At 45.6% G+C, this 21,698-nt stretch carries 13 protein-coding genes and 8 pseudogenes; 18 read left to right on the top strand and 3 right to left on the bottom strand.

Features of this window, described 5'->3' with window-relative positions; translation table 11 throughout:
- Nucleotides 1-856 precede the first annotated feature (856 nt).
- The 13 genes and pseudogenes from E5Y90_RS16645 to E5Y90_RS16580 all read left to right on the top strand — a co-directional run bounded on the left by E5Y90_RS16645 (nt 857) and on the right by E5Y90_RS16580 (nt 12,091).
- Complete coding sequence (locus E5Y90_RS16645) at nt 857-1,636, top strand: ParA family protein (protein WP_150378261.1); 780 nt, start codon at nt 857-859, stop codon at nt 1,634-1,636.
- Between the two features lie 7 nt (nt 1,637-1,643).
- Nucleotides 1,644-2,555 carry a ParB/RepB/Spo0J family partition protein gene (locus tag E5Y90_RS16640; RefSeq protein WP_150378262.1) on the top strand — a complete coding sequence of 304 codons (912 nt, stop codon included), beginning with the start codon at nt 1,644-1,646 and terminating at the stop codon, nt 2,553-2,555.
- Between the two features lie 429 nt (nt 2,556-2,984).
- Nucleotides 2,985-3,368 carry a transposase gene (locus E5Y90_RS16635; protein ID WP_151208067.1) on the top strand — a complete coding sequence of 128 codons (384 nt, stop codon included), beginning with the start codon at nt 2,985-2,987 and terminating at the stop codon, nt 3,366-3,368.
- Nucleotides 3,365-3,700, top strand: a complete 336-nt coding sequence (gene tnpB / locus E5Y90_RS16630) for an IS66 family insertion sequence element accessory protein TnpB (protein WP_004730490.1) — start codon at nt 3,365-3,367, stop codon at nt 3,698-3,700. Before E5Y90_RS16635 ends, tnpB begins: the two co-directional genes overlap by 4 nt.
- Before the next feature lie 74 nt (nt 3,701-3,774).
- Nucleotides 3,775-4,755, top strand: a pseudogene (gene tnpC / locus E5Y90_RS16625) (IS66 family transposase); the annotation flags it as partial.
- 83 nt (nt 4,756-4,838) lie between these two features.
- A pseudogene (locus tag E5Y90_RS16620) lies at nt 4,839-5,051 on the top strand (helix-turn-helix domain-containing protein); the annotation flags it as partial.
- Nucleotides 5,052-5,111: 60 nt separating this feature from the next.
- Nucleotides 5,112-6,245 (top strand): annotated as a pseudogene (locus tag E5Y90_RS16615) (IS3 family transposase).
- A 63-nt stretch (nt 6,246-6,308) separates the two neighbouring features.
- Nucleotides 6,309-7,268 (top strand): annotated as a pseudogene (locus E5Y90_RS16610) (IS91-like element ISVsa3 family transposase); the annotation flags it as partial.
- Between the two features lie 284 nt (nt 7,269-7,552).
- Nucleotides 7,553-8,062 (top strand): annotated as a pseudogene (locus E5Y90_RS17625) (tyrosine-type recombinase/integrase); the annotation flags it as partial.
- Nucleotides 8,063-8,113: 51 nt separating this feature from the next.
- On the top strand, nt 8,114-9,280 hold the full coding sequence (locus E5Y90_RS16595) for a tetracycline-inactivating monooxygenase Tet(X3) (protein ID WP_024160783.1): 1,167 nt from the start codon (nt 8,114-8,116) through the stop codon (nt 9,278-9,280).
- A gap of 148 nt (nt 9,281-9,428) precedes the next feature.
- Entirely contained in the window at nt 9,429-10,166 is a 738-nt protein-coding gene (locus E5Y90_RS16590) for a recombinase family protein (RefSeq protein WP_001366550.1), read from the top strand.
- On the top strand, nt 10,163-10,387 hold the full coding sequence (locus tag E5Y90_RS16585) for a hypothetical protein (protein ID WP_000743213.1): 225 nt from the start codon (nt 10,163-10,165) through the stop codon (nt 10,385-10,387). Before E5Y90_RS16590 ends, E5Y90_RS16585 begins: the two co-directional genes overlap by 4 nt.
- 210 nt (nt 10,388-10,597) lie before the next feature.
- Nucleotides 10,598-12,091 (top strand): IS91-like element ISVsa3 family transposase, encoded by a 1,494-nt coding sequence (locus E5Y90_RS16580; protein ID WP_001120888.1) that lies wholly within the window; start codon nt 10,598-10,600, stop codon nt 12,089-12,091.
- Nucleotides 12,092-12,326: 235 nt separating this feature from the next.
- On the opposite strand, the pseudogene glmM reads toward E5Y90_RS16580, so the two are convergent.
- Together glmM and sul2 are read right to left on the bottom strand one after the other, a co-directional pair.
- Nucleotides 12,327-12,569: pseudogene (gene glmM / locus E5Y90_RS16570) on the bottom strand (phosphoglucosamine mutase); the annotation flags it as partial.
- Between the two features lie 86 nt (nt 12,570-12,655).
- Nucleotides 12,656-13,471, bottom strand: a complete 816-nt coding sequence (sul2, locus tag E5Y90_RS16565) for a sulfonamide-resistant dihydropteroate synthase Sul2 (RefSeq protein ID WP_001043260.1) — start codon at nt 13,469-13,471, stop codon at nt 12,656-12,658.
- Between the two features lie 297 nt (nt 13,472-13,768).
- Between sul2 and E5Y90_RS16560 the strand changes: the two are divergent.
- A pseudogene (locus E5Y90_RS16560) lies at nt 13,769-14,851 on the top strand (BREX system Lon protease-like protein BrxL); the annotation flags it as partial.
- Nucleotides 14,852-14,979: 128 nt separating this feature from the next.
- Here the strand turns inward: E5Y90_RS16560 and E5Y90_RS16555 are convergent.
- Nucleotides 14,980-15,210 (bottom strand): annotated as a pseudogene (locus tag E5Y90_RS16555) (hypothetical protein); the annotation flags it as partial.
- A 337-nt stretch (nt 15,211-15,547) separates the two neighbouring features.
- Here E5Y90_RS16555 and E5Y90_RS16550 point away from each other — a divergent pair.
- From E5Y90_RS16550 to E5Y90_RS16535, 4 genes are read left to right on the top strand one after another with little or no spacing between them, the layout of a single operon-like run.
- Nucleotides 15,548-15,916: a cation efflux protein, CzcI-like gene (locus E5Y90_RS16550; protein ID WP_005096107.1), complete on the top strand. Its 369-nt coding sequence runs from the start codon at nt 15,548-15,550 to the stop codon at nt 15,914-15,916.
- Between the two features lie 48 nt (nt 15,917-15,964).
- Nucleotides 15,965-17,290 carry a TolC family protein gene (locus E5Y90_RS16545; RefSeq protein ID WP_150378253.1) on the top strand — a complete coding sequence of 442 codons (1,326 nt, stop codon included), beginning with the start codon at nt 15,965-15,967 and terminating at the stop codon, nt 17,288-17,290.
- A 1-nt stretch (nt 17,291) separates the two neighbouring features.
- On the top strand, nt 17,292-18,521 hold the full coding sequence (locus tag E5Y90_RS16540; RefSeq protein WP_016658777.1) for an efflux RND transporter periplasmic adaptor subunit: 1,230 nt from the start codon (nt 17,292-17,294) through the stop codon (nt 18,519-18,521).
- A complete protein-coding gene (locus E5Y90_RS16535; RefSeq protein ID WP_096902762.1) occupies nt 18,511-21,651 on the top strand; it encodes an efflux RND transporter permease subunit in 3,141 nt (1,046 codons plus the stop codon). The genes E5Y90_RS16540 and E5Y90_RS16535 overlap by 11 nt, the downstream gene beginning before the upstream one ends.
- Nucleotides 21,652-21,698 lie beyond the last annotated feature (47 nt).

Raw genomic sequence — 21,698 nt, 5'->3', positions numbered from 1 at the left:
AACCGTGATATTTATAATTTAACTTAGTTTTTATATACAAAAGTGGAAAAACTTTCAAGACTTTCACCACAATATTCTAAAAGTGGAAAGTTTGTCATCAAAAAGAAGCATTTTAGCCGATTTCCTGCACTTAAAGTGGAATTAATTATAATCTTTCCACCTCATGATGACAGACCTTCCACCTTTAGTCTCGAAATTACAGTTCAGAAGGTCTATTTTTACTTTTTTCATTCAGGTCTAGTTAGGTTAAGTCAGATAAAAACCCTGATGTGACAAGGCTTCCACCTTTTTGTTAGATTTAAAAGGTATAACTGCACATATAATCATCAGGAAATATCCAATAAAAACAGATTATCCACAGGTTAAGAAGATACAGTGACAATCTTTCCACCTTTAAAGCTTAGTTATGAGACTTTATTAACAGCTTAAATATTTGTTTTTTATATTATTTTTAAATAAAAATAGCAGTTCTAAAAATAGTAGTGACAAACCTTCCACCCTAGTGACAGACCTTCCACTTTATAGTGACAAACCTTCCACTTTATAGTGACAGACCTTCCACTTTACGGTGACAGACCTTCCACTTTATAGTGACAAACCTTCCACTTTATAGTGACAAACCTTCCACTTTTAAAGTTACAAGCATTTGTTTTATATAATAAAAATATGATCCTAATTATTAATTAGCTAAATAACTAATTATTCTAATTTTTAATTAAGCTAGCTTAGTTAAAAATTTATTTTTTAAGTTGTTTTACAGCTGAATAAATAGGATTTATAAATTTAAAAACTATAGTAAGATGAATGAAAGTTATTTATATTACTAAACATTGAAATAAGGAAGCATCTGACACGCATGTCTGCAAAAATTATTACTGTTGCTAACCATAAAGGCGGATGTGGCAAAACAACGACTGTTGTACACCTAGCCTCAGAACTTGCCAATCTGGGCTACAAAGTTTTAGTCATTGATTTAGATCCTCAAGCAAACGCAAGTTTACACATTGGGATCCAACATCCAAGCGAAATTGCTGTCACTACAGCAGAATTACTAGTGGGCGATATTTCGTTGTTGGCAGATGCATTACAAGAAGAAACGAACTTTGAAAAAGTATCATTAATTTATGGTTCCTTAAATTTAGGAAAAACTGAAGATCAACTAAAAGAAGAAGCTCCCCGTCCTTCTGAAGAGTTAAATATCAAGTTAAAACTATTAAAAGATCTTTATGATTTTATATTGATCGACTGTCCACCTAGCCTTAAATTATTAACCAGCAATGCCTTGGCATCTTCAACACATGTCGTTATCCCTATCGAATCAGGATCACAATATGGATTGTATGGGGTAACAGATCTTTTAAATCATCTTGAAAAAATCAAACGTATTAATCCAGATTTAGAGCTTTTAGGCGCTTTACTAATTAAGCATGATGAACGTCAGAATGTCTGTAAGCTGATTCGGGATGAAGCCTTGAAACAGGTAGGTAAAATTTTAGAAACCACAATTCCTCAAAGTACTAAAGTCAATCAAGCAGCGATTCTGCAACAACCACTTTTGAAAGTAGAAAAAAATTCAAAAGTACGTAAGGCTTTTGAAAGCCTTGCCAATGAAATTGTAGTGAAAATTAAAACCTGAGAGCATTATGGCAAGCACCAAAGAGCTTTTAGCTCAGAAACTGAAACAGAATACAGAAAAACATCAGCAAGCACAGAAAGACAATATTAAAGAGCCGAAAGAGTTTAGACGTAATGTCCCTATTGAGGATATCAGCCGAAGTCCAAACCAGCCGCGTAAAATATTTGAAGAGTCACAGTTAAAAGAACTGGCGGATTCTATTAATGAAATCGGCCTTTTGCAGCCCATTACAGTACGTAAACTGGATAATCTGAAATATGAACTGATTGCAGGCGAGCGACGCTTACGGGCACATCAATTACTCGGAAAGTCTGTGATTGAAGCCATTATAATTGATGCAAATAATGTAGAAGCATCTTTGTTAACCCTGGCAGAGAATTTAAAGCGTCAGGATCTGACAGATTATGAGATTTTTATTGGCTTGAACTCACTTGATGAGAAATTAAAGAAAAACAAGCAACGTTTAGCCAATTCACTGGGTTTAAATCGCGAAGATATGTACAAGTATTTAGCATACGAAAAACTGCCGCAAGCAATTTTAAATGACCTTGATGTGGAACCGGGCTTGCTAGGCCGTACTGCTGCAACTGCATTCAAAAAATTTCTATCGGATCATCTTGAACAACTCTCTGAAGCCGAAATGGCCTTACTCGGAGCTTGGGAAAAATTAAAAGACAAAAAACTCGAGCAAAGCAAAGTTACTACTTATGCTGAAAAACTATTGAGTCAGAATCCAGAAAAACTGACCACAACATCCGTGGTCAGAAAAATTGAATATGCTGGTAAGATTGCGGGGAATATCAAACTGAATCAAAAACAGCTTAAAGTTTCTCTGAATATCTCGAAAATTGACGAAGCCAGTCTTTTACAATTAGAAGATTTCTTAAAACAGCTGATTCAAAAAAGCGAAAAAGTGTAGCAAGTTGCTACACTTTTTTAGTCCCGTCAAACTAATTACATCCTCATGCATTATTGAAATTTGCTTTCTTAAGTATGCGTCTTAACATTTGGTCTTTGATAGTACTATTACTTCAGACTGAGATTAAATTCTGCCTTTCTTCTTGTGGAGTGGTTTATATTTATCCGGAAATATTATATATGTCCATATAATCACTCCCAGTTTTCACGTTTTGTATCAAAATAATCAATTCCTATCAGATTTTCCGATAGGGAAATTTATATGCTGGTGGAATATAAATAGTTTGGTGGTGTTTCAAAAAGTATGCTGCCGTTAAACAAATCCGTTATTAAGGTAAAAGAAAGTAAGCATCCGGCTAACACAGCCTTACCAAGCGATCCTATAAGCCTTAATTTAGTCCCCACCTAAAAACAAGTGGGGACTTAATCCATGAACATGGATATATATTCAGCAACACCTCCTGTTGCTAAAAAACGCAGATCATACAGCAAAGAATTCAAACTCAGTATTGTCAATGCCTGCAAAAATCCTAATACCTCGATCGCTTCGGTCGCACTGCAACATAGTATTAATGCCAACCTTGTCAGTCGTTGGATCAGGATCTTCAGCCATCATGAGGGTGCCGTGCAGGATCCTACTCATGTGAATCCAGCATTTATTGCTTTGCCTTACACTGCTGCAATCAGCCAACCTATTGATGAGAGGATCACGTTGTGTATCACCGTGCCTCATACGAATAATGATATTCAGCTAAAATGGCAGACATCAGAAATACCTGCCTTGGCAGAATTACTCAAGGCACTGGCAACATGATCCGCATTGATGAAATTTGGCTCTCTACCCAGCCCATGGACATGCGTGCAGGTATGGATACTGTCATGGCTCAGGTGGTGAGAGCCTTTGGCTACATCAAACCGCATTGCGCCTACCTGTTCTGTAATAAACGTGGTCATCGTATGAAAGTGTTGGTACATGATGGACTGGGCATCTGGCTGTGTGCCCGGCGTTTGGAACAGGGTAAATTTCACTGGGCTCAAGTTCACCAAGGTGAAACCGTGGCCCTCAGCCCGGAACAGTTACAGGCATTAATCCAAGGTTTGCCCTGGCAGAGAATTGGATTGCAGCAAGTGGTGAATATGCTCTAAACCAAGCTCGACCATTCTGCCATCCTCCAAACGTTCTATTTCATTCTCTTCATGACCTCAGGCATACTGCGGTCATGAATACGCTGCCTGACTTAAGCCAACTGACCCATGAACAACTGCTGGAATTCACCAGACAGTTGGCGATGCAGCATCAGTCTCTAGCACAATCAAACCAGCAATTAGATGCCAGAGTTCAACATCTTGAAGTCACCAATCAGCAATTAGATTCTAAAGTTCAACATCTTTCTATTCTCAATCAAAAATACGAGCATGAACTCGCACTATTTAAACAGCACAAATTCGGCAGTAAAAACGAACATCTCACTGCAAAACAAATCCATCTGTGGGATGAAGCGGTTGAAGAAGATATCGCAGCCGTTGATCTGGAATTAGAACGATTAAATGCAGATAAAACCCATGCAGCGACACAGAAAGCCACAGTCAACAAACCTAAACGTCGACCACTGCCAGATCATCTACACACCATCCGTATTGAGCATGAACCTGCATCAACCCAATGTGCTTGTGGCTGCCGACTCCGTCGTATCGGCGAAGATGTCAGTGAAAAACTGCATTTCAGACCGGCACAGTTCTATAAGGAACAGCATTTGCGTGGCAAATGGGTCTGTGATCAGTGTGACACCCTGACTCAGCAAGCGATGCCCGCCTATGTGATTGATAAAGGCATTGCTTCACCTGAACTGCTCAGCCATGTGCTGGTATCGAAATATGCCGATCATTTACCGCTGTACCGTCAACGTCTGATCTATCAGCGGGCGGGAATCGAACTTTCTAGATCAACTTTATCTGACTGGATAGGTCGCTGCGGTGTAGAACTGGAACCTCTGGCCAATGCCTTAAAAGAGGTGGTACTACAACAGCAGGTGCTGCATGCAGATGAAACACCGGTCACCATCATGCGGATGGGTGAGAATAATAAAAAACCGAAGAAAGGTTATGTCTGGGCCTATGCCACCACACAGTACAATCCAGTTCAGGCGGTGATCTATGACTTTCAGGATAGTCGTTCAGGCCAGCATGCTGAAGAGTTGTTAGCGGCAATGTAAAAATGACCCCCCAACAGCATTTGAAAATTGACCCCCTTGGTTAATATAGTGGTCTTTTTGGACTGCTCAACATGTTAACTTTGGAGCAAGCAGTGACAATCCAAATACTTCATCAACAAGGTCAATCTATTAAGGCAATTAGCCGCGAACTCGGTATTTCTAGAAATACTGTGTGTAAATATTTACGATCTCAAGTAACACCTAAATATCAACGAACACAATCTAAAGTGAGTATTCTTGAGCCTTATAAACCGTATTTAATCAAACGAGAGATGGCTCCGGAAATTTGAACAACTCCTATAAGTGATACTCTGCTCCTCAAATGATGTTATAAACATCAATATATGGAGTATTTTATGGCACGTAGACCAAGAAGAAATCATTCAAACGACTTTAAGGCTAAGGTAGCACTTGCTGCGATCAAAGCAGAAAAAACACTTGCTGAATTGAGTTCTGAGTTTGATGTTCATCAAAACCAAATTATTGACTGGAAAAATAAATTGATCTCAGCTTCCTCACAAGCTTTCGATCAATCAAAAGCTCCATCAGAACCTCCCATTGATCTTAAAAAGTTACATGCAAAAATCGGTGAGCAGGCATTAGAAATTGATTTTTTAGAAGGTGTGTTGAAGAAACTGGGCCGCTTCAACCACAAAAGTTAATCGATCACTCACTTCAGATTTCAGTATCTAAACAAGCTAAGTTACTGAAAGTCTCTCGTGGTTGTTATTATTATCGCCCAAAACCTGTTAGCTCATCAGATCTGAAGCTGATGCGATGTATTGATGAATTACATATGCAATATCCTTTTGCAGGCAGTCGTATGATGCGTGATTTGTTGAATCGTCAAGGGCATCATATAGGACGACGTCATACACGTACTTTAATGAAGAAAATGGGTATTCAGGCGTTATATTGCAAACCAAATTTAAGCCAGGCTAATCAAGCTCACCGTAAATATCCATATCTGCTCAAAGGATTGGCTATTCAGCGCAGTAATCAAGTGTGGTCTACAGATATAACGTATATCCCTATGGCAAAAGGCTTTGTTTATTTATGTGCTGTGATTGATTGGCATAGCCGTAAGGTACTTGCGCATAGGGTATCGATTAGTATGGAGGTGGATTTTTATATTTCGGCTTTAAATGAAGCGATTGAAAAATATGGATCACCTGAAATATTGAATACAGACCAAGGCAGTCAGTTCACCAGTGATGCATTTATTGATGTATTGAAATCAAATGGCATTCAAATCAGTATGGATGGTAAAGGTCGATGGGTAGATAATGTGATGGTTGAACGATTATGGCGGAGCGTTAAATATGAAGAGGTGTATCTCAAAGCTTATAGCAGTATCACAGATGCGAAGTGCTTATTTTGAGTTTTATAATCTGAAACGACCTCATTCGAGTCTAGACAAAATGACACCAAATGAGTTTAACTATGATCAGCTACCCCAACAAAACAAGGTGGCTTAACTAGAGCGGAATATCACTTATAAATACGCTTTTAGTTGTTCAAACAAGTGGAACCATCTCTGTTTTGGATCGGCGCTCAATCTGAATGTTCACTTCCACATGCTGTTTCTCGACGGTGTGTATGTCGAGCAATCCCACGGCTCAGCGCGTTTCCGCTGGGTCAAGGCGCCGACCAGCCCAGAGCTCACCCAGCTGACGCACACCATCGCCCACCGGGTGGGTCGCTATCTGGAACGGCAAGGCCTGCTGGAACGGGATGTCGAAAACAGCTATCTGGCCTCGGATGCGGTGGATGACGACCCGATGACACCCCTGCTGGGGCACTCGATCACTTACCGTATCGCTGTCGGTTCACAGGCGGGGCGAAAGGTGTTCACTTTGCAAACTCTGCCGACCAGTGGTGATCCGTTCGGTGACGGGATTGGCAAGGTAGCCGGGTCCAGCCTGCACGCCGGCGTGGCGGCCAGGGCCGATGAACGCAAGAAGCTCGAACGGCTGTGCCGGTACATCAGCCGCCCGGCGGTATCCGAGAAGCGGCTGTCGTTAACACGAGGCGGCAACGTGCGCTACCAGCTCAAGACGCCGTACCGGGACGGCACCACGCACGTCATTTTCGAACCATTGGATTTCATTGCAAGGCTGGCCGCCCTGGTACCGAAGCCCAGAGTCAACCTAACCCGCTTCCACGGGGTGTTCGCACCCAACAGTCGGCACCGGGCGTTGGTCACGCCGGCAAAACGGGGCAGGGGCAACAAGGTCAGGGTGGCTGATGAACCGGCAACACCAGCACAACGGCGAGCGTCGATGACATGGGCGCAACGGCTCAAGCGTGTTTTCAATATCGACATCGAGACCTGCAGCGGCTGCGGCGGCGCCATGAAAGTCATCGCCTGCATTGAAGACCCTATAGTGATCAAGCAGATCCTTGATCACCTGAAGCACAAAGCCGAAACCAGCGGGACCAGGGCGTTACCCGAAAGCCGGGCGCCACCGGCTGAGCTGCTCCTGGGTCTGTTTGACTGACGAGCCTGAAGGCCAACGATACCAATCAAAATGCTGCGTTCACAGCGCCGCGGCAGGGATCCGCCGTGCTGGTTGTCGGAAAAGGAGCCGCTAGTGGGAAAGAGGAGGGTAAATTTTCAGCGTTGCTGGCTCCCCGTCAGCCGGATTGGGTTGCATCGCAGGGGTGTCGAAAGAGTCAACTGCGGTCCAAAGCTGTTGGACTTGGGTGAAAAGGGCGTTTATTCTTCCTATACGTCGATCGATTGAATGAAGGACATATACAATCATTTCTCCGACATTTGGTTATGGAGCGAAAAGTTTCAATATCTTATCAAAACCAGGCAATCAATGCGATTAAGTTTTATTACGAACGTGTTTTGGGTGGACAACGGAAAACATATTTCATCGAAAGACCAAAAAAAGAAAAAACACTTCCTGTTGTGATGAGTGAAGAAGAAACCATTCGGGTACTACGCGCTATTGAAAACGTGAAACACAAGGCTATTCTGATGACTATTTATTCGGCAGGTTTGCGCATTTCTGAATGTATAAACCTGAAAATAAAAGACATTGACTCCAAGCGCATGCAAATTCGTATAGAACAGTCAAAAGGAAAAAGAGATCGTTATACCATTTTATCTGAGAAAACATTAATTATTTTAAGAACATACTTTATGGAATATAAACCAAAAGATTATTTATTTGAAGGTCAAAAAGGTGGCGCATACTCAAGCCGAAGTATTCAAAACATTTTTAAAGCAGCTGTTTTAAAAGCAAAGATTCAAAAGGAAGTTACTGTACATACCTTACGACATAGCTTTGCAACGCATTTGCTTGAGAATGGTACGAGTTTACGTTATATTCAAATGACAATGCGAATAGATACAGACAAACAAATGAATTTACTTAGTGATAAGAACGTTGCAATAATTGGTGGTGGACCCGTTGGACTGACTATGGCAAAATTATTACAGCAAAACGGCATAGACGTTTCAGTTTACGAAAGAGACAACGACCGAGAGGCAAGAATTTTTGGTGGAACCCTTGACCTACACAAAGGTTCAGGTCAGGAAGCAATGAAAAAAGCGGGATTGTTACAAACTTATTATGACTTAGCCTTACCAATGGGTGTAAATATTGCTGATGAAAAAGGCAATATTTTATCCACAAAAAATGTAAAGCCCGAAAATCGATTTGACAATCCTGAAATAAACAGAAATGACTTAAGGGCTATCTTGTTGAATAGTTTAGAAAACGACACGGTTATTTGGGATAGAAAACTTGTTATGCTTGAACCTGGTAAGAAGAAGTGGACACTAACTTTTGAGAATAAACCGAGTGAAACAGCAGATTTGGTTATTCTTGCCAATGGTGGAATGTCGAAAATAAGGAGCTTTGTTACCGACACGCAAGTTGAAGAAACCGGTACTTTCAACATCCAAGCTGATATTCTTCAACCGGAAATAAACTGTCCCGGATTTTTTCAGCTATGCAACGGCAACCGATTAATGGCGGGACATCAGGGCATTTTATTGTTTGCCAATCCCAATAATAATGGTGCATTGTATTTAGGAATTAGTTTTAAAACGCCCGATGAATGGAAAAATAAAATTCCCTTAGATTTTCAGGACAGAAACAGCGTTGCCGATTTTTTATTGAAAAGATTTTCCAAATGGAGTGAAGTTTACAAACAATTAATACGTTCGGTATCAACATTTCAATGCTTGCCCACAAGGAAATTTCCTTTGAACAATGATTGGAAAAGTAACCGTCCATTACCCATAACAATGATTGGCGATGCTGCTCATTTGATGTCGCCTTTTGCAGGACAGGGTGTAAATACGGGATTATTGGATGCTTTGATATTGTCTGAAAACCTTACAAACGGAGAATTTACAAGTATTGAAAATGCCATCGAAAACTACGAACAACAAATGTTTGTTTATGCAAAAGATACGCAGGACGAATCGACAGAAAACGAAACCGAAATGTTTAGTCCCAATTTTTCGTTTCAAAAATTATTGAATCTATAAACAGTAAGAAAAAACGGCTACTAACAAGCAGTTTTGCAATAGTGGGGCAGAAGTGCAAAATTGAACTTGTGTGCTTCTATCAACTTTTGTACATTAGCTGCCAGTTTAAGATGGGTGCATTTGAGTATGCCCAAAGGAGCCCGCAAGTATGCGCAGGACGAAGCCAGTAGCCGCGCCGATGGTGGCGCGGGTCTATCTGCGCGTCAGCACCGACGCGCAGGACTTGGAACGCCAAGAGGCGATCACTACGGCCGCGAAGGCCGCCGGCTACTACGTCGCCGGCATCTACCGTGAGAAGGCATCCGGCGCACGCGCCGACCGGCCTGAGCTGCTGCGCATGATCGGCGACCTACAGCCCGGCGAGGTGGTCATTGCCGAGAAGATCGACCGCATCAGCCGCCTACCTTTGCCCGAGGCCGAGCGCCTGGTGGCCTCGATACAGGCCAAAGGCGCACGCCTGGCCGTCCCTGGCGTGGTCGATCTATCCGACCTGGCGGCCGAGGCCCAGGGCGTCGCCAAGATCGTGCTGGAAGCCGTGCAGATCATGCTTTTTCGCCTGGCCTTGCAGATGGCCCGCGACGACTACGAGGACAGGCGCGAACGCCAGCGCCAAGGCATTGAGTTGGCCCGCCAGGCCGGGCGGTACAAGGGCCGCCGTGCTGATCCGAAGCGCCGCGCCCAAGTTGTCGCGCTGCGCAAGTCCGGCTACAGCATCAACAAGACCGCCGAGCTGGCCGGGTACAGTGCGGCCCAGGTGAAACGGATATGGGCCGAGGTCAGCCAGGCCGAAGCGAAGCAGCACGGCGCGTTCGTGGAGGACGCATTGACGGAAGCCGATGCCCTGGCCGCTGTCGGCCAGGATGAGCGCCAGGAGGAAAGGGCATGAAGAAGCCGAACCAAGACGACGAGCCGTTTTTCATCACCGAGGAGATTGCGGCCGAAATGATCGCCGGCGGCTATGAGTTCGAGCTGCCGCCCATTCCTTGCACCATCCGCCTACGCGACGTGCTGGAGCGCATGACCGATGCTGAGCTAGCATTGCAGCCGGGCGAGATCGCCGACCAGGAGCGTGAACGCTGCCGGCGCAAGCCGTGTTCAACCTCATGATCTGGTCATGGTATTTTTCATGGCACTGAGCCTGATAGTTCTTGCAAATTGTTGTCACTAAAGGGTTTTGTGTGCTTGTTTACAATCGAGTGGGAGTGACGGGCACTGGCTGGCAATGTCTAGCAACGGCAGGCATTTCGGCTGAGGGTAAAAGAACTTTCCGCTAAGCGATAGACTGTATGTAAACACAGTATTGCAAGGACGCGGAACATGCCTCATGTGGCGGCCAGGACGGCCAGCCGGGATCGGGATACTGGTCGTTACCAGAGCCACCGACCCGAGCAAACCCTTCTCTATCAGATCGTTGACGAGTATTACCCGGCATTCGCTGCGCTTATGGCAGAGCAGGGAAAGGAATTGCCGGGCTATGTGCAACGGGAATTTGAAGAATTTCTCCAATGCGGGCGGCTGGAGCATGGCTTTCTACGGGTTCGCTGCGAGTCTTGCCACGCCGAGCACCTGGTCGCTTTCAGCTGTAAGCGTCGCGGTTTCTGCCCGAGCTGTGGGGCGCGGCGGATGGCCGAAAGTGCCGCCTTGCTGGTTGATGAAGTACTGCCTGAACAACCCATGCGTCAGTGGGTGTTGAGCTTCCCGTTTCAGCTGCGTTTCCTGTTTGCCAGCCGGCCCGAGATCATGGGGTGGGTGCTGGGCATCGTTTACCGCGTCATTGCCACGCACCTGGTCAAGAAAGCGGGCCATACCCACCAAGTGGCCAAGACGGGCGCGGTCACCCTGATCCAGCGTTTTGGATCGGCGCTCAATCTGAATGTTCACTTCCACATGCTGTTTCTCGACGGTGTGTATGTCGAGCAATCCCACGGCTCAGCGCGTTTCCGCTGGGTCAAGGCGCCGACCAGCCCAGAGCTCACCCAGCTGACGCACACCATCGCCCACCGGGTGGGTCGCTATCTGGAACGGCAAGGCCTGCTGGAACGGGATGTCGAAAACAGCTATCTGGCCTCGGATGCGGTGGATGACGACCCGATGACACCCCTGCTGGGGCACTCGATCACTTACCGTATCGCTGTCGGTTCACAGGCGGGGCGAAAGGTGTTCACTTTGCAAACTCTGCCGACCAGTGGTGATCCGTTCGGTGACGGGATTGGCAAGGTAGCCGGGTCCAGCCTGCACGCCGGCGTGGCGGCCAGGGCCGATGAACGCAAGAAGCTCGAACGGCTGTGCCGGTACATCAGCCGCCCGGCGGTATCCGAGAAGCGGCTGTCGTTAACACGAGGCGGCAACGTGCGCTACCAGCTCAAGACGCCGTACCGGGACGGCACCACGCACGTCATTTTCGAACCATTGGATTTCATTGCAAGGCTGGCCGCCCTGGTACCGAAGCCCAGAGTCAACCTAACCCGCTTCCACGGGGTGTTCGCACCCAACAGTCGGCACCGGGCGTTGGTCACGCCGGCAAAACGGGGCAGGGGCAACAAGGTCAGGGTGGCTGATGAACCGGCAACACCAGCACAACGGCGAGCGTCGATGACATGGGCGCAACGGCTCAAGCGTGTTTTCAATATCGACATCGAGACCTGCAGCGGCTGCGGCGGCGCCATGAAAGTCATCGCCTGCATTGAAGACCCTATAGTGATCAAGCAGATCCTTGATCACCTGAAGCACAAAGCCGAAACCAGCGGGACCAGGGCGTTACCCGAAAGCCGGGCGCCACCGGCTGAGCTGCTCCTGGGTCTGTTTGACTGACGAGCCTGAAGGCCAACGATACCAATCAAAATGCTGCGTTCACAGCGCCGCGGCAGGGATCCGCCGTGCTGGTTGTCGGAAAAGGAGCCGCTAGTGGGAAAGAGGAGGGTAAATTTTCAGCGTTGCTGGCTCCCCGTCAGCCGGATTGGGTTGCATCGCAGGGGTGTCGAAAGAGTCAACTGCGGTCCAAAGCTGTTGGACTTGGGTGAAAAGGGCGTTTATTCTTCCTATACGTTGTCGGCAGCGGGCCAAAAAGGAATACGTCCATGCCCATCGAGGTGAAACCGGCTGTGAGCGCGGGTTCAAGCATATAGCCCGACAGGCGCGTATCCTTGCCGATCACGACACGATGGCGGTGGTCACCGCGACGAAAGACACGGCCAGCCGCCATTCCGACGCGCAAGGCGGTTTCCGCCGTCATCGCGCCTTCGTTGGCTTTGCCACGAATACCGTCTGTGCCGAAATATTTGCGCACCATAAGGTCGATTATCCTGTCGTCGGGTCGCCCTCAAAGGGGACATGCCTGCTGAACCGCGAATATAGAGAAATATCCCGAATGTGCAGTTAACGAATTCTTGCGGTTTCTTTCAGCGCCGCCAATACCGCCAGCCCGTCGCGCAAGGGGCGCGGCTCGTGTGTGCGGATGAAGTCAGCTCCACCTGCGGCGGCGGCAAGCTCTGCAGCGAGTGTCGCGGCCCCGACATCCCCCGGACCACGGCCTGTGAGCGCGCGCAGAAAGGATTTGCGCGAAACAGACAGAAGCACCGGCAAATCGAAGCGCAGCCGCAATTCATCGAACCGCGCCAGCACCGAGAGCGAGGTTTCGGGAGCAGCCCCCAGAAAAAACCCCATGCCGGGATCAAGGACAAGGCGGTTGCGTTTGATACCGGCACCCGTCAGCGCCGCGATGCGCGCGTCAAAGAACGCCGCAATGTGATCCATGATGTCGCCAGCGGGTGCCTCGCGCCGATCTGCCTGCCCGTCTTGCACCGAATGCATAACGACGAGTTTGGCAGATGATTTCGCCAATTGCGGATAGAACGCAGCGTCTGGAAAACCGCGAATATCATTGAGATAGGCCACACCACGCGACAAGGCATAGGCTTGCGTCGCGGGTTGATAACTGTCGAGCGAGACGGGAATGCCATCTGCCTTGAGCGCGTCCAGCACCGGCGCGATACGCGCGATTTCTGTGTCGGACGAAACAGGCGCGGCGTCGGGATTGCTGGATGCCGGACCGAGGTCGATCACATCTGCCCCCTCGGCCATCAGCTTACGCGCCTGCGCAATGGCTGCGTCTGGCGCCAGATACCGGCCTCCATCGGAGAAACTGTCCGAGGTTATGTTGACGATGCCGAAAATGATGAGCGATTTATTCATGGGGGCTTCTATAATAATAATAATCGAGCATGAGTCTCATACGGATGCTCGGGTCGAAAGGGAATCCCCAGGCGAGTAACCTGTTTGCGGTGATCCATTAGCTGCAGGAGCAGAATAGCATACATCTGGAAGCAAAGCCAGGAAAGCGGCCTATGGAGCTGTGCGGCAGCGCTCAGTAGGCAATTTTTCAAAATATTGTTAAGCCTTTTCTGAGCATGGTATTTTTCATGGTATTACCAATTAGCAGGAAAATAAGCCATTGAATATAAAAGATAAAAATGTCTTGTTTACAATATTGTGGGTAATATTAACCAAAGTGTTGAATCCTTGGTGAAGACTAGCCACTTATTGGCTCCTTTTCCTGAAGCCATGATCGATTCAGCATTCTTTGATCGCTTTCATGCCTATATCCCGGGTTGGGAAATTCCGAAAATGCGCCCGGAATTCTTTACCAACCGTTATGGCTTGATCGTTGATTATCTGGCTGAGTTCTTCCGGGAAATGCGTAAGCGTAGTTTTGCGGATGCCATTGAGAAGTACTTTAAGCTAGGGAATAACCTGAATCAGCGTGATGTGATTGCCGTTCGCAAGACGGTTTCTGGATTGATGAAGCTGCTCTACCCACATGGTCAATTTAACAAAGAAGATGTACGGCAATGCCTGGAATATGCGCTGCAGGTGCGCCGTCGGGTCAAAGAACAGCTGAAAAAAATTGGGGGGATGGAATTCTATGATGTGCATTTTAGCTATATCGACAATGACACCCTAGAAGAGCATTTTGTTTCGGTAAAAGAGCAGGGTGGAGGTGGACTTATTCCCGAAGGTCCTGCTAAACCAGGCTTCCTGTATACCATTGGCCTCAGTAATAAGGGCATGCCAGGCTTATACCGCTTAGAACTTCAAGTCACTAAAGGTTCAGGAAAATTGGCGACATCTGGCTTATGGAATTCAAGTAGTGCCAAAGAACAGGTCAAGATTGCTTTTGATTACTTCAAGGCCAATGCATCCCGGATCTCGGGGGGCAGTAAGGTGCTGGAACATGATTTCCACTTACATGTGGTGGAATTACAGAATACCGGCCCGCTCAGCCATCTTGCTCTGCCAAGTTTAGTGGCTTTCGCTTCTGGCCTCTTAGGACGATCGGTACAAAGTCAGATGGTGGTACTGGGTGATATGAGCTTGGGTGGTTCAGTGACACCGGTGGAAAGTATTGCCGAATGTCTGCAAGTTGCTTTTGATGCGGGTGCCAAGAAGGTTGCTTTACCAATGAGTAGTGCGGCAGATATCCCAACGATTCCTGTGGAACTGTTTACCAAGTTCCAGACCAGCTTTTATGCAGATCCGGTGGATGCGGTGTTTAAAGGGTTAGGGGTGGATTAATTTCATATCTGTCTGGAAGAGTTACAGTAGATTGTTTTAAATTCAGTTTCTCAAGTTAAACACCATGTTGTAAAAGCATAATACTGCCTCTTTTAAAGAGCTAGTATTTTAGGGGGGATTACCCTTCATTTTTTTTGATCAGATATCTGTTGTACTTTGACAGGATTTTGTTGATCTAAATATTTTTGATACCAAACACGCAATGTTTCAGGAGTACAACCGATTTTAGGATCAATAGCTGTGATTGCTGCCCAAGTAGAAGGATAATCTTTTTCAGATTCAATCAATAATTGAACCGCTCTTTCTCTGATTTCAGGGGGCAATTTTACTTTGCCATTTGTAAGGTAAAAGGGGTCAATTTTAGAATGCCGTTGACAATGTATCGCCTTTTGAGTTTGAAGCAATGTACAATGATAAGATTAACCCGTTAGGTCAGGTGGCCTAACTTAAATAAAAAGTCTCCGACAAACCCGGTACGGTTCACTATCTATTGTTATTCTTACCTGAAATTGATGTGAGCTTATAGAGACAAGGTAAATTTGCAAAAGTGCCGGCTATTCAGTGTTCATTGAATGTTTAATTTAATTTATTAAGCTTGACCTTGGAGTGGCTCTAAGCCTTATACTTGGTACAAATTTTTCGATTGTTATGATGATGCGTTCTACTACATGGATTACAGTCTTGGTTGGATTGTTCATGTTCCAAAGCTTTTGGAATGTGGCGGCGGCCTTTTGTGTCCATGAACAACAGCCTCAATCACAGCAGAGTTATCATTTTGGTCATCACCAAAATACCTTGTGTGCCAGCGATAGTCGTCAACACGATCATAATGGACAGTCAGAAAACATAAAAACATTCAGTAGCGATTTAGAAATCGGTGAAGATCATCAAGATCATCTACCATCGATGACGCATTTGATTGTACAAAATGAAAAAGTAGATGTGTTTCATCCAAGCTCTGAAGTTAAAGTGAATCCACAATTTCATTGGAAAAACAGCTATCAGGCTCCTGACCTGTTTCAACAAAGCCCACCTCCCGAATTTTCCCCGCTCATGGTGGGGTAGCCTAAAACATTCCCACCACTTTTATTATTTAAATAAGTGGGAAAAATCATGTCTTCACAATCAATTATACTCTTGCGTCATAGCTTGGTTGCTTGTATATGTGCAGCGGCTATGCAATATAGCTATGCTGAAAACGTTACCAGCTTTGAATCCGCTTTAGCAAAAGTACAAAGTTACCAGACTCAAGACAAGCTGTGGCAACAAGTTCAGCAAATATCTGAATTGAATATTCAGCAAAGTCGGTTATGGCAGAATCCAAGTATAAGTTTAGAACAGTCTGGCTTTGGCTCAGGTCAAGAACAGGAATTCAATGTTGGCGTTAGTCAACCTCTAGATCTATTTGGTCAGCGTAAGCTGAACCGGGTGATTGCCAATACCTCGAATCAACAAATCCAATTGCAACAGCAATTATGGAAGGCACAAAGCCAACTGATTGTTAAATTTGCATGGTCGCAATTTGCACTTGCTGAGGTTGAGCAGTCTGCTTATTCAGTACAGTTAAAAACAAGTAAAGCCAATCTGGACAGTGCCCAGAAACGCTATCAGGCAGGCAGTATTGCCCTGGTTGATTTTGAGCGTACCCAAATTGAAGCGCTAGAAATCCAACGACTTTATCAGCAAGCGATGCTGAATAAACAAGCTGCCGGTCGTCAGCTGTCTAATTTGTGGGGGGGAGAAACATCTTCACATCTTCAATTGAATAAAACCGCTATCCCTTGGCCAGAGCAAAGTCTCCAAACTGTGCAACGGTATATTGCTGAAGGGTGGCTAGAAAAATTCTATGCCTTGAACATTCAGCAATCGGATCATCAAATTGAAAATTTAAGAATTCAGGCACGTCCCAATCCGACTTTAAATGTAGGCATGAAACGTAGCAAAACCCCTAATGAAAGCAACGATACGACTTTGGCAATCGGCGTGGCTATTCCACTGAATATTTTCAACCGCCAGCAATATGCGATCCCGATGGTCCAGCAACAGCAAATATTGCTGAACCAACAGCAGCAGCGTGAGCTGAAGCAACAAATACTCAATATTGCCAACAGCGTGCATCAGCTCAAAGGTTTACGTAGCCAGTTCGATGCCACAACAGCACAAGTTACTTTGGCGACCAAAGTTCAGAGCCGTACTTTACAAGGGTTTCAGGCAGGGAAACTGTCCATTACCGACGTTCAGCAAGCAACCACCCAACTGCAGAATCTTCGATTGGGTCAATTACAAATTCTACGTCAAGCTTGGCAAACTGCCCTCGCAGCTGAGGCACTCAGTATTGGCACAAGTTATGAAGAAATTAGCCGTTCGGATGCCTATACACAACTGAATAAAAAGGCAGTCGAAGCATCGCAAAATTTAATCAATGGGGGAGCACGATAAAATGAACGCCAAGCAAAACGGAAAAATATCCCAGTCTCTCATGATTGCAATTTTGATTCTGATTACGGTCTTGGTCAGTCTGGTTATTTGGTTAAGTTCAAAAAAAACTGAATCTGAGGGGCATGGTCATGATGAGGGAAATGCCGAACATTCTGATGAAGATAGTTCTGAAGAAGGACATGCTGAAGAAGGCGAAATACAACTGACCAGCCAACAAATGGTTGAACAAGGTTTAAAAGTTGCTGTTGCATCCACAGGATTGGTTGAAAAGCTGACAACCCTGCCAGGTAAATTGGTGGTGAATACCGATCAACAAGCGCATATATCGCCTAATTTTAGTGGTCATGTCGAGCAGGTCAATGTGGCTTTAGGACAGAGCGTGCAAAAAGGACAAACGCTGGCTGTACTAATCGTGCCTGAACTGATCGACCAACAGGCAAATCTGCGTATGGCACAGGTGAATCTGGATTTGGCCCGTAAAGATTACCAGCGCGAACAGCAACTCTGGTCACAGGGGATTTCTGCCAAACAGGATTACCAGCGTGCCGAAAATGCCTACCGTCAAGCGCAGATTACTGTCCAGTCCTCACAAGCACGTTTAAATGCATTAGGTGCAAGTGGCAATAACAATGGGCGTTTTCTGATTAAAGCACCGATCTCTGGGGTGATCAGTCAAAAAGATATTGTGGTCGGTGAAAATGTGCAACTGGCTAATCAGCTCTTTGTCATTGAACAGCTGAAAGATTTATGGCTTGAGTTTAATTTGCCGAATCAATTCTCAGGTCAACTGCAAGCCGGGCAAAAAATTGACTTTAAAGTGAATGATTCAGATCAAATCTATAAAGCTACTGTACAAAGCTTAACCTCTCAGGCAGATGTACAAACAGGGCGTCTGGTGGTGCGCGCAAAACTCGATGCGCAAGCTACTGAGTTGCGTTCTAATGTGTTAGTGAGAGTGTTGATTCCGGAAGCTACAGCAAAATCAGCCCTTCGGATTCAAAAGTCTGCGCTGCAAAGTATTGAAGGTGAAGACAGTATTTTCATCGTAGATTCAGAACAAAAAGGTCAAGTCCACTTAAAAGCACAGAAAGTGCAATTGGGGCAGGCTTCAAGTGATGGACAATGGCTTGAAGTGATTTCTGGGCTGACTGAAGGGCAGAAGTATATCGCTCAAGGCAGTTTCTTGTTGAAATCTGAATTAGAAAAAGACGAGGCAGGCCATGAACATTAATTCTGATCTGCCAAAACCAGAAGGTTTATTCGAACGAATCATTCAGTTTTCCATACAAAATGCGATTTGGGTGTTGCTCTTTGTCTGTACCTGGATTGCGGTCGGGGTGTATAGCTATCAGAAACTCCCGATTGATGCTGTACCCGATATTACCAATACCCAAGTCCAGATTAATACTCAAGCCAAGGGTTTTACTGCGCTTGAAGTCGAACAGCGGATTACCTATCCCATTGAAAATGCCATGGCTGGCATTCCGGATCTGGAGCTTACCCGTTCCATATCCCGTTATGGACTCTCTCAAGTCACCATTGTCTTTAAAGATGGGACTGATATTTATTGGGCCCGTCAGCAGATTAACCAACGGATACAGGAGGCGCAATCTGAGTTGCCTGCACAAATCGCACCGACGATGTCCCCCGTTTCTACGGGTCTCGGTGAGATTTATCAATGGGTACTGAAGGCAGATCCGAATGCGAAAAAGCCGGATGGAACTGCATACACGCCGATGGATTTGCGTGAGATTCAGGACTGGATTGTGCGTCCTCAACTGCAACGTGTTAAGGGAGTTGCAGAGGTCAACAGTATTGGTGGTTTTGAAAAAACCTATGTGGTCTCTCCCGATTTAAACCGGATGCAGCAACTGAATATCTCATTAGAACAACTGCAACAGGCTTTAGCGCAAAATAATGAGAACCGAGGTGCAGGTTATATTGAAGACAATGGTCAGCAATTGACGGTACGTGTACCGGGTACATTCAATGGGCTTTCTGATATTGAGAACACCATGCTGGGTAGCCCAAATGGCAGCCCAATTCGGGTTGGTGATATTGCGCAAGTCTCTATTGGGCATGATTTAAGAACCGGTGGGGCAACCTATAACGGCAAAGAAACCGTTTTAGGGATTGCCATGATGGCGATGGGTGGAAATAGCCGGACTGTTTCTAAAGCTGTGGATGCCAAGCTTCAAGATATTCAGAATAGTTTGCCTAAAGGGGTAGTGATTGAAACGGTGTACGACCGTACTACCTTGGTTGAGAAGGCGATTAAAACCGTTCAGAAAAACTTGGTAGAGGGAGCAATCCTGGTCATCATCATTCTGTTCCTGTTTTTAGGGAATATCCGTGCTGCCTTGATTACTGCCTGTGTCATTCCACTCTCTATGCTGTTTACCTTAACCGGGATGGCACAGAAAAATATCAGTGCCAATCTGATGAGTTTAGGTGCACTCGATTTCGGCATCATTGTCGATGGTGCTGTGGTGATTGTCGAAAACTGTATCCGGCGTTTAGCCCATACACAGCAACTGTTAAAACGACCTCTCACACAAAGTGAACGCTTTAAGGAAGTTTTTCTGGCTGCCCGCCAAGCACGTCGTCCTCTTATTTTTGGTCAGCTTATTATTTTGGTGGTGTATTTGCCGATTTTTGCTTTAAGTGGTGTAGAAGCAAAACTATTTCATCCGATGGCTTTAACCGTTGTTCTCGCACTGGTGGCAGCTATTATTTTATCGATCACCTTTGTGCCCGCTGCAGTTGCTTTATGGGTTAAAGGGGAGATCAAAGAAACGGAAAGCCGTTGGATGATCTGGCTCAAAACCCGATATCAACAGATATTGGATGGAGCCTATCATTACAAAGCGGTGGTTTTAACTTTTGCCATTTGTCTCCTGGTCATTACGGGTCTGCTCAGCACGAAGATTGGCAGTGAGTTTGCACCCCAGCTGAGTGAAGGTGATTTTGCGGTACAGCAATTACGTTCTCCAAGCACAGGCTTGGAAGAGTCTTTACGTATTCAGGAAAATACCGAAAAGCTTTTACTGAAAAACTTTCCCGAAATTAAAGCTATATTTGCCCGTACCGGGACTGCTGAAGTGGCGACAGATGTGATGCCACCGAATATTTCCGATGGTTATATCATGCTGAAACCACGTGAGGAATGGCCAGATTCAAAAGAAAGCCTAGATGCACTTCGAACCCGAATGGAAGCTTATCTTGCGACAATTCCCGGCAATAACAGTGAGTTTTCTCAGCCTATTGAGCTACGTTTTAATGAACTGATTTCAGGTATACGCAGTGATGTGGGGGTGAAGGTTTTTGGTGATGACATGCAGGTTTTGAATACTGAGGCTGCAAAAATCGCGAAAATCATTCAGCAAGTCGCAGGTAGCAGTGCGGTGAAAGTTGAACAAACTTCGGGTCTGCCTTTACTCAATGTAGAGATTGATAAAGCTTTAGCTGCCCAGTATGGCTTGAGTGTGAAATCTATTCAGGATGTGGTGGCTGCAAGTATTGGTGGACAAAGCGTGGGAGAGATTTTAGAAGGCGATCGTCGTTTTGATTTTGTTATCCGTCTTGGAGAGCAAGACCGTAGTGTCGCATCTGTTTCCCAGTTACCTATTCAGCTTCCAAATGGTGGCAGTATTTTATTGTCGGATGTCGCGCAAGTCTCGACCATTGAAGGAATCAACCAAGTCAGTCGAGAAAATGGTAAACGCCGAGTTGTGGTTACAACGAATGTTGAAGGGCGTGATTTAGGGTCTTTTGTTTCTGATGTACAGACACAGCTCAAAGCATACACTTTGCCAAGTGGTTATTGGATAGAATATGGAGGTCAGTTTGAAAATTTGGCTTCAGCCAAAGCACGGATGCAAATCGTGATTCCACTGGCTTTAATCACTATCTTTATTTTACTGATGGCGGTCTTTCACAATGTCAAAGAAAGTCTATTGGTCTTTACCGGGGTACCCTTTGCCTTGACCGGTGGTGTGCTGTTCCTTTGGCTAAGGGATATTCCATTATCGATGTCAGCTGGAATTGGCTTTATTGCCTTATCTGGTGTTGCAGTCCTCAATGGACTGGTAATGCTGACCTTTATTAAGGAATTAAGGGACAAATATCCAGTGCATAAAGCCGTGTGGCAAGGGGCTATTTTGCGCTTAAGACCAGTGTTGATGACAGCTTGTGTGGCTTCACTGGGTTTTGTACCAATGGCGCTGGCAACCGGAACAGGGGCTGAGGTTCAACGGCCACTGGCAACCGTAGTGATTGGCGGGATTATCTCTTCAACATTACTAACTTTGGTGCTGTTACCCGTGCTTTATCGTTGGATAAATGAAAAGAAAGTTTCTTAATCCAATAGATTAGTCGATTTACAGCAGAGATATTGGCTGTTATCCAA

Origin of the sequence: Acinetobacter sp. 10FS3-1, assembly GCF_013343215.1 — a bacterium.
GTDB lineage: Bacteria > Pseudomonadota > Gammaproteobacteria > Pseudomonadales > Moraxellaceae > Acinetobacter > Acinetobacter lwoffii_C.
Note: the sequence above shows the minus strand (reverse complement) of the source record. Positions and strands in the feature narration are given on the sequence as shown.

Coding starts and splice junctions, on each gene's coding strand:
- E5Y90_RS16645 (WP_150378261.1), top strand. CDS start 857: ATGTCTGCAAAAATTATTACTGTTGCTAACCATAAAGGCGGATGTGGC.
- E5Y90_RS16640 (WP_150378262.1), top strand. CDS start 1,644: ATGGCAAGCACCAAAGAGCTTTTAGCTCAGAAACTGAAACAGAATACA.
- E5Y90_RS16635 (WP_151208067.1), top strand. CDS start 2,985: ATGAACATGGATATATATTCAGCAACACCTCCTGTTGCTAAAAAACGC.
- tnpB (WP_004730490.1), top strand. CDS start 3,365: ATGATCCGCATTGATGAAATTTGGCTCTCTACCCAGCCCATGGACATG.
- E5Y90_RS16595 (WP_024160783.1), top strand. CDS start 8,114: ATGACAATGCGAATAGATACAGACAAACAAATGAATTTACTTAGTGAT.
- E5Y90_RS16590 (WP_001366550.1), top strand. CDS start 9,429: ATGCGCAGGACGAAGCCAGTAGCCGCGCCGATGGTGGCGCGGGTCTAT.
- E5Y90_RS16585 (WP_000743213.1), top strand. CDS start 10,163: ATGAAGAAGCCGAACCAAGACGACGAGCCGTTTTTCATCACCGAGGAG.
- E5Y90_RS16580 (WP_001120888.1), top strand. CDS start 10,598: ATGCCTCATGTGGCGGCCAGGACGGCCAGCCGGGATCGGGATACTGGT.
- sul2 (WP_001043260.1), bottom strand. CDS start 13,471: ATGAATAAATCGCTCATCATTTTCGGCATCGTCAACATAACCTCGGAC.
- E5Y90_RS16550 (WP_005096107.1), top strand. CDS start 15,548: ATGTTCCAAAGCTTTTGGAATGTGGCGGCGGCCTTTTGTGTCCATGAA.
- E5Y90_RS16545 (WP_150378253.1), top strand. CDS start 15,965: ATGTCTTCACAATCAATTATACTCTTGCGTCATAGCTTGGTTGCTTGT.
- E5Y90_RS16540 (WP_016658777.1), top strand. CDS start 17,292: ATGAACGCCAAGCAAAACGGAAAAATATCCCAGTCTCTCATGATTGCA.
- E5Y90_RS16535 (WP_096902762.1), top strand. CDS start 18,511: ATGAACATTAATTCTGATCTGCCAAAACCAGAAGGTTTATTCGAACGA.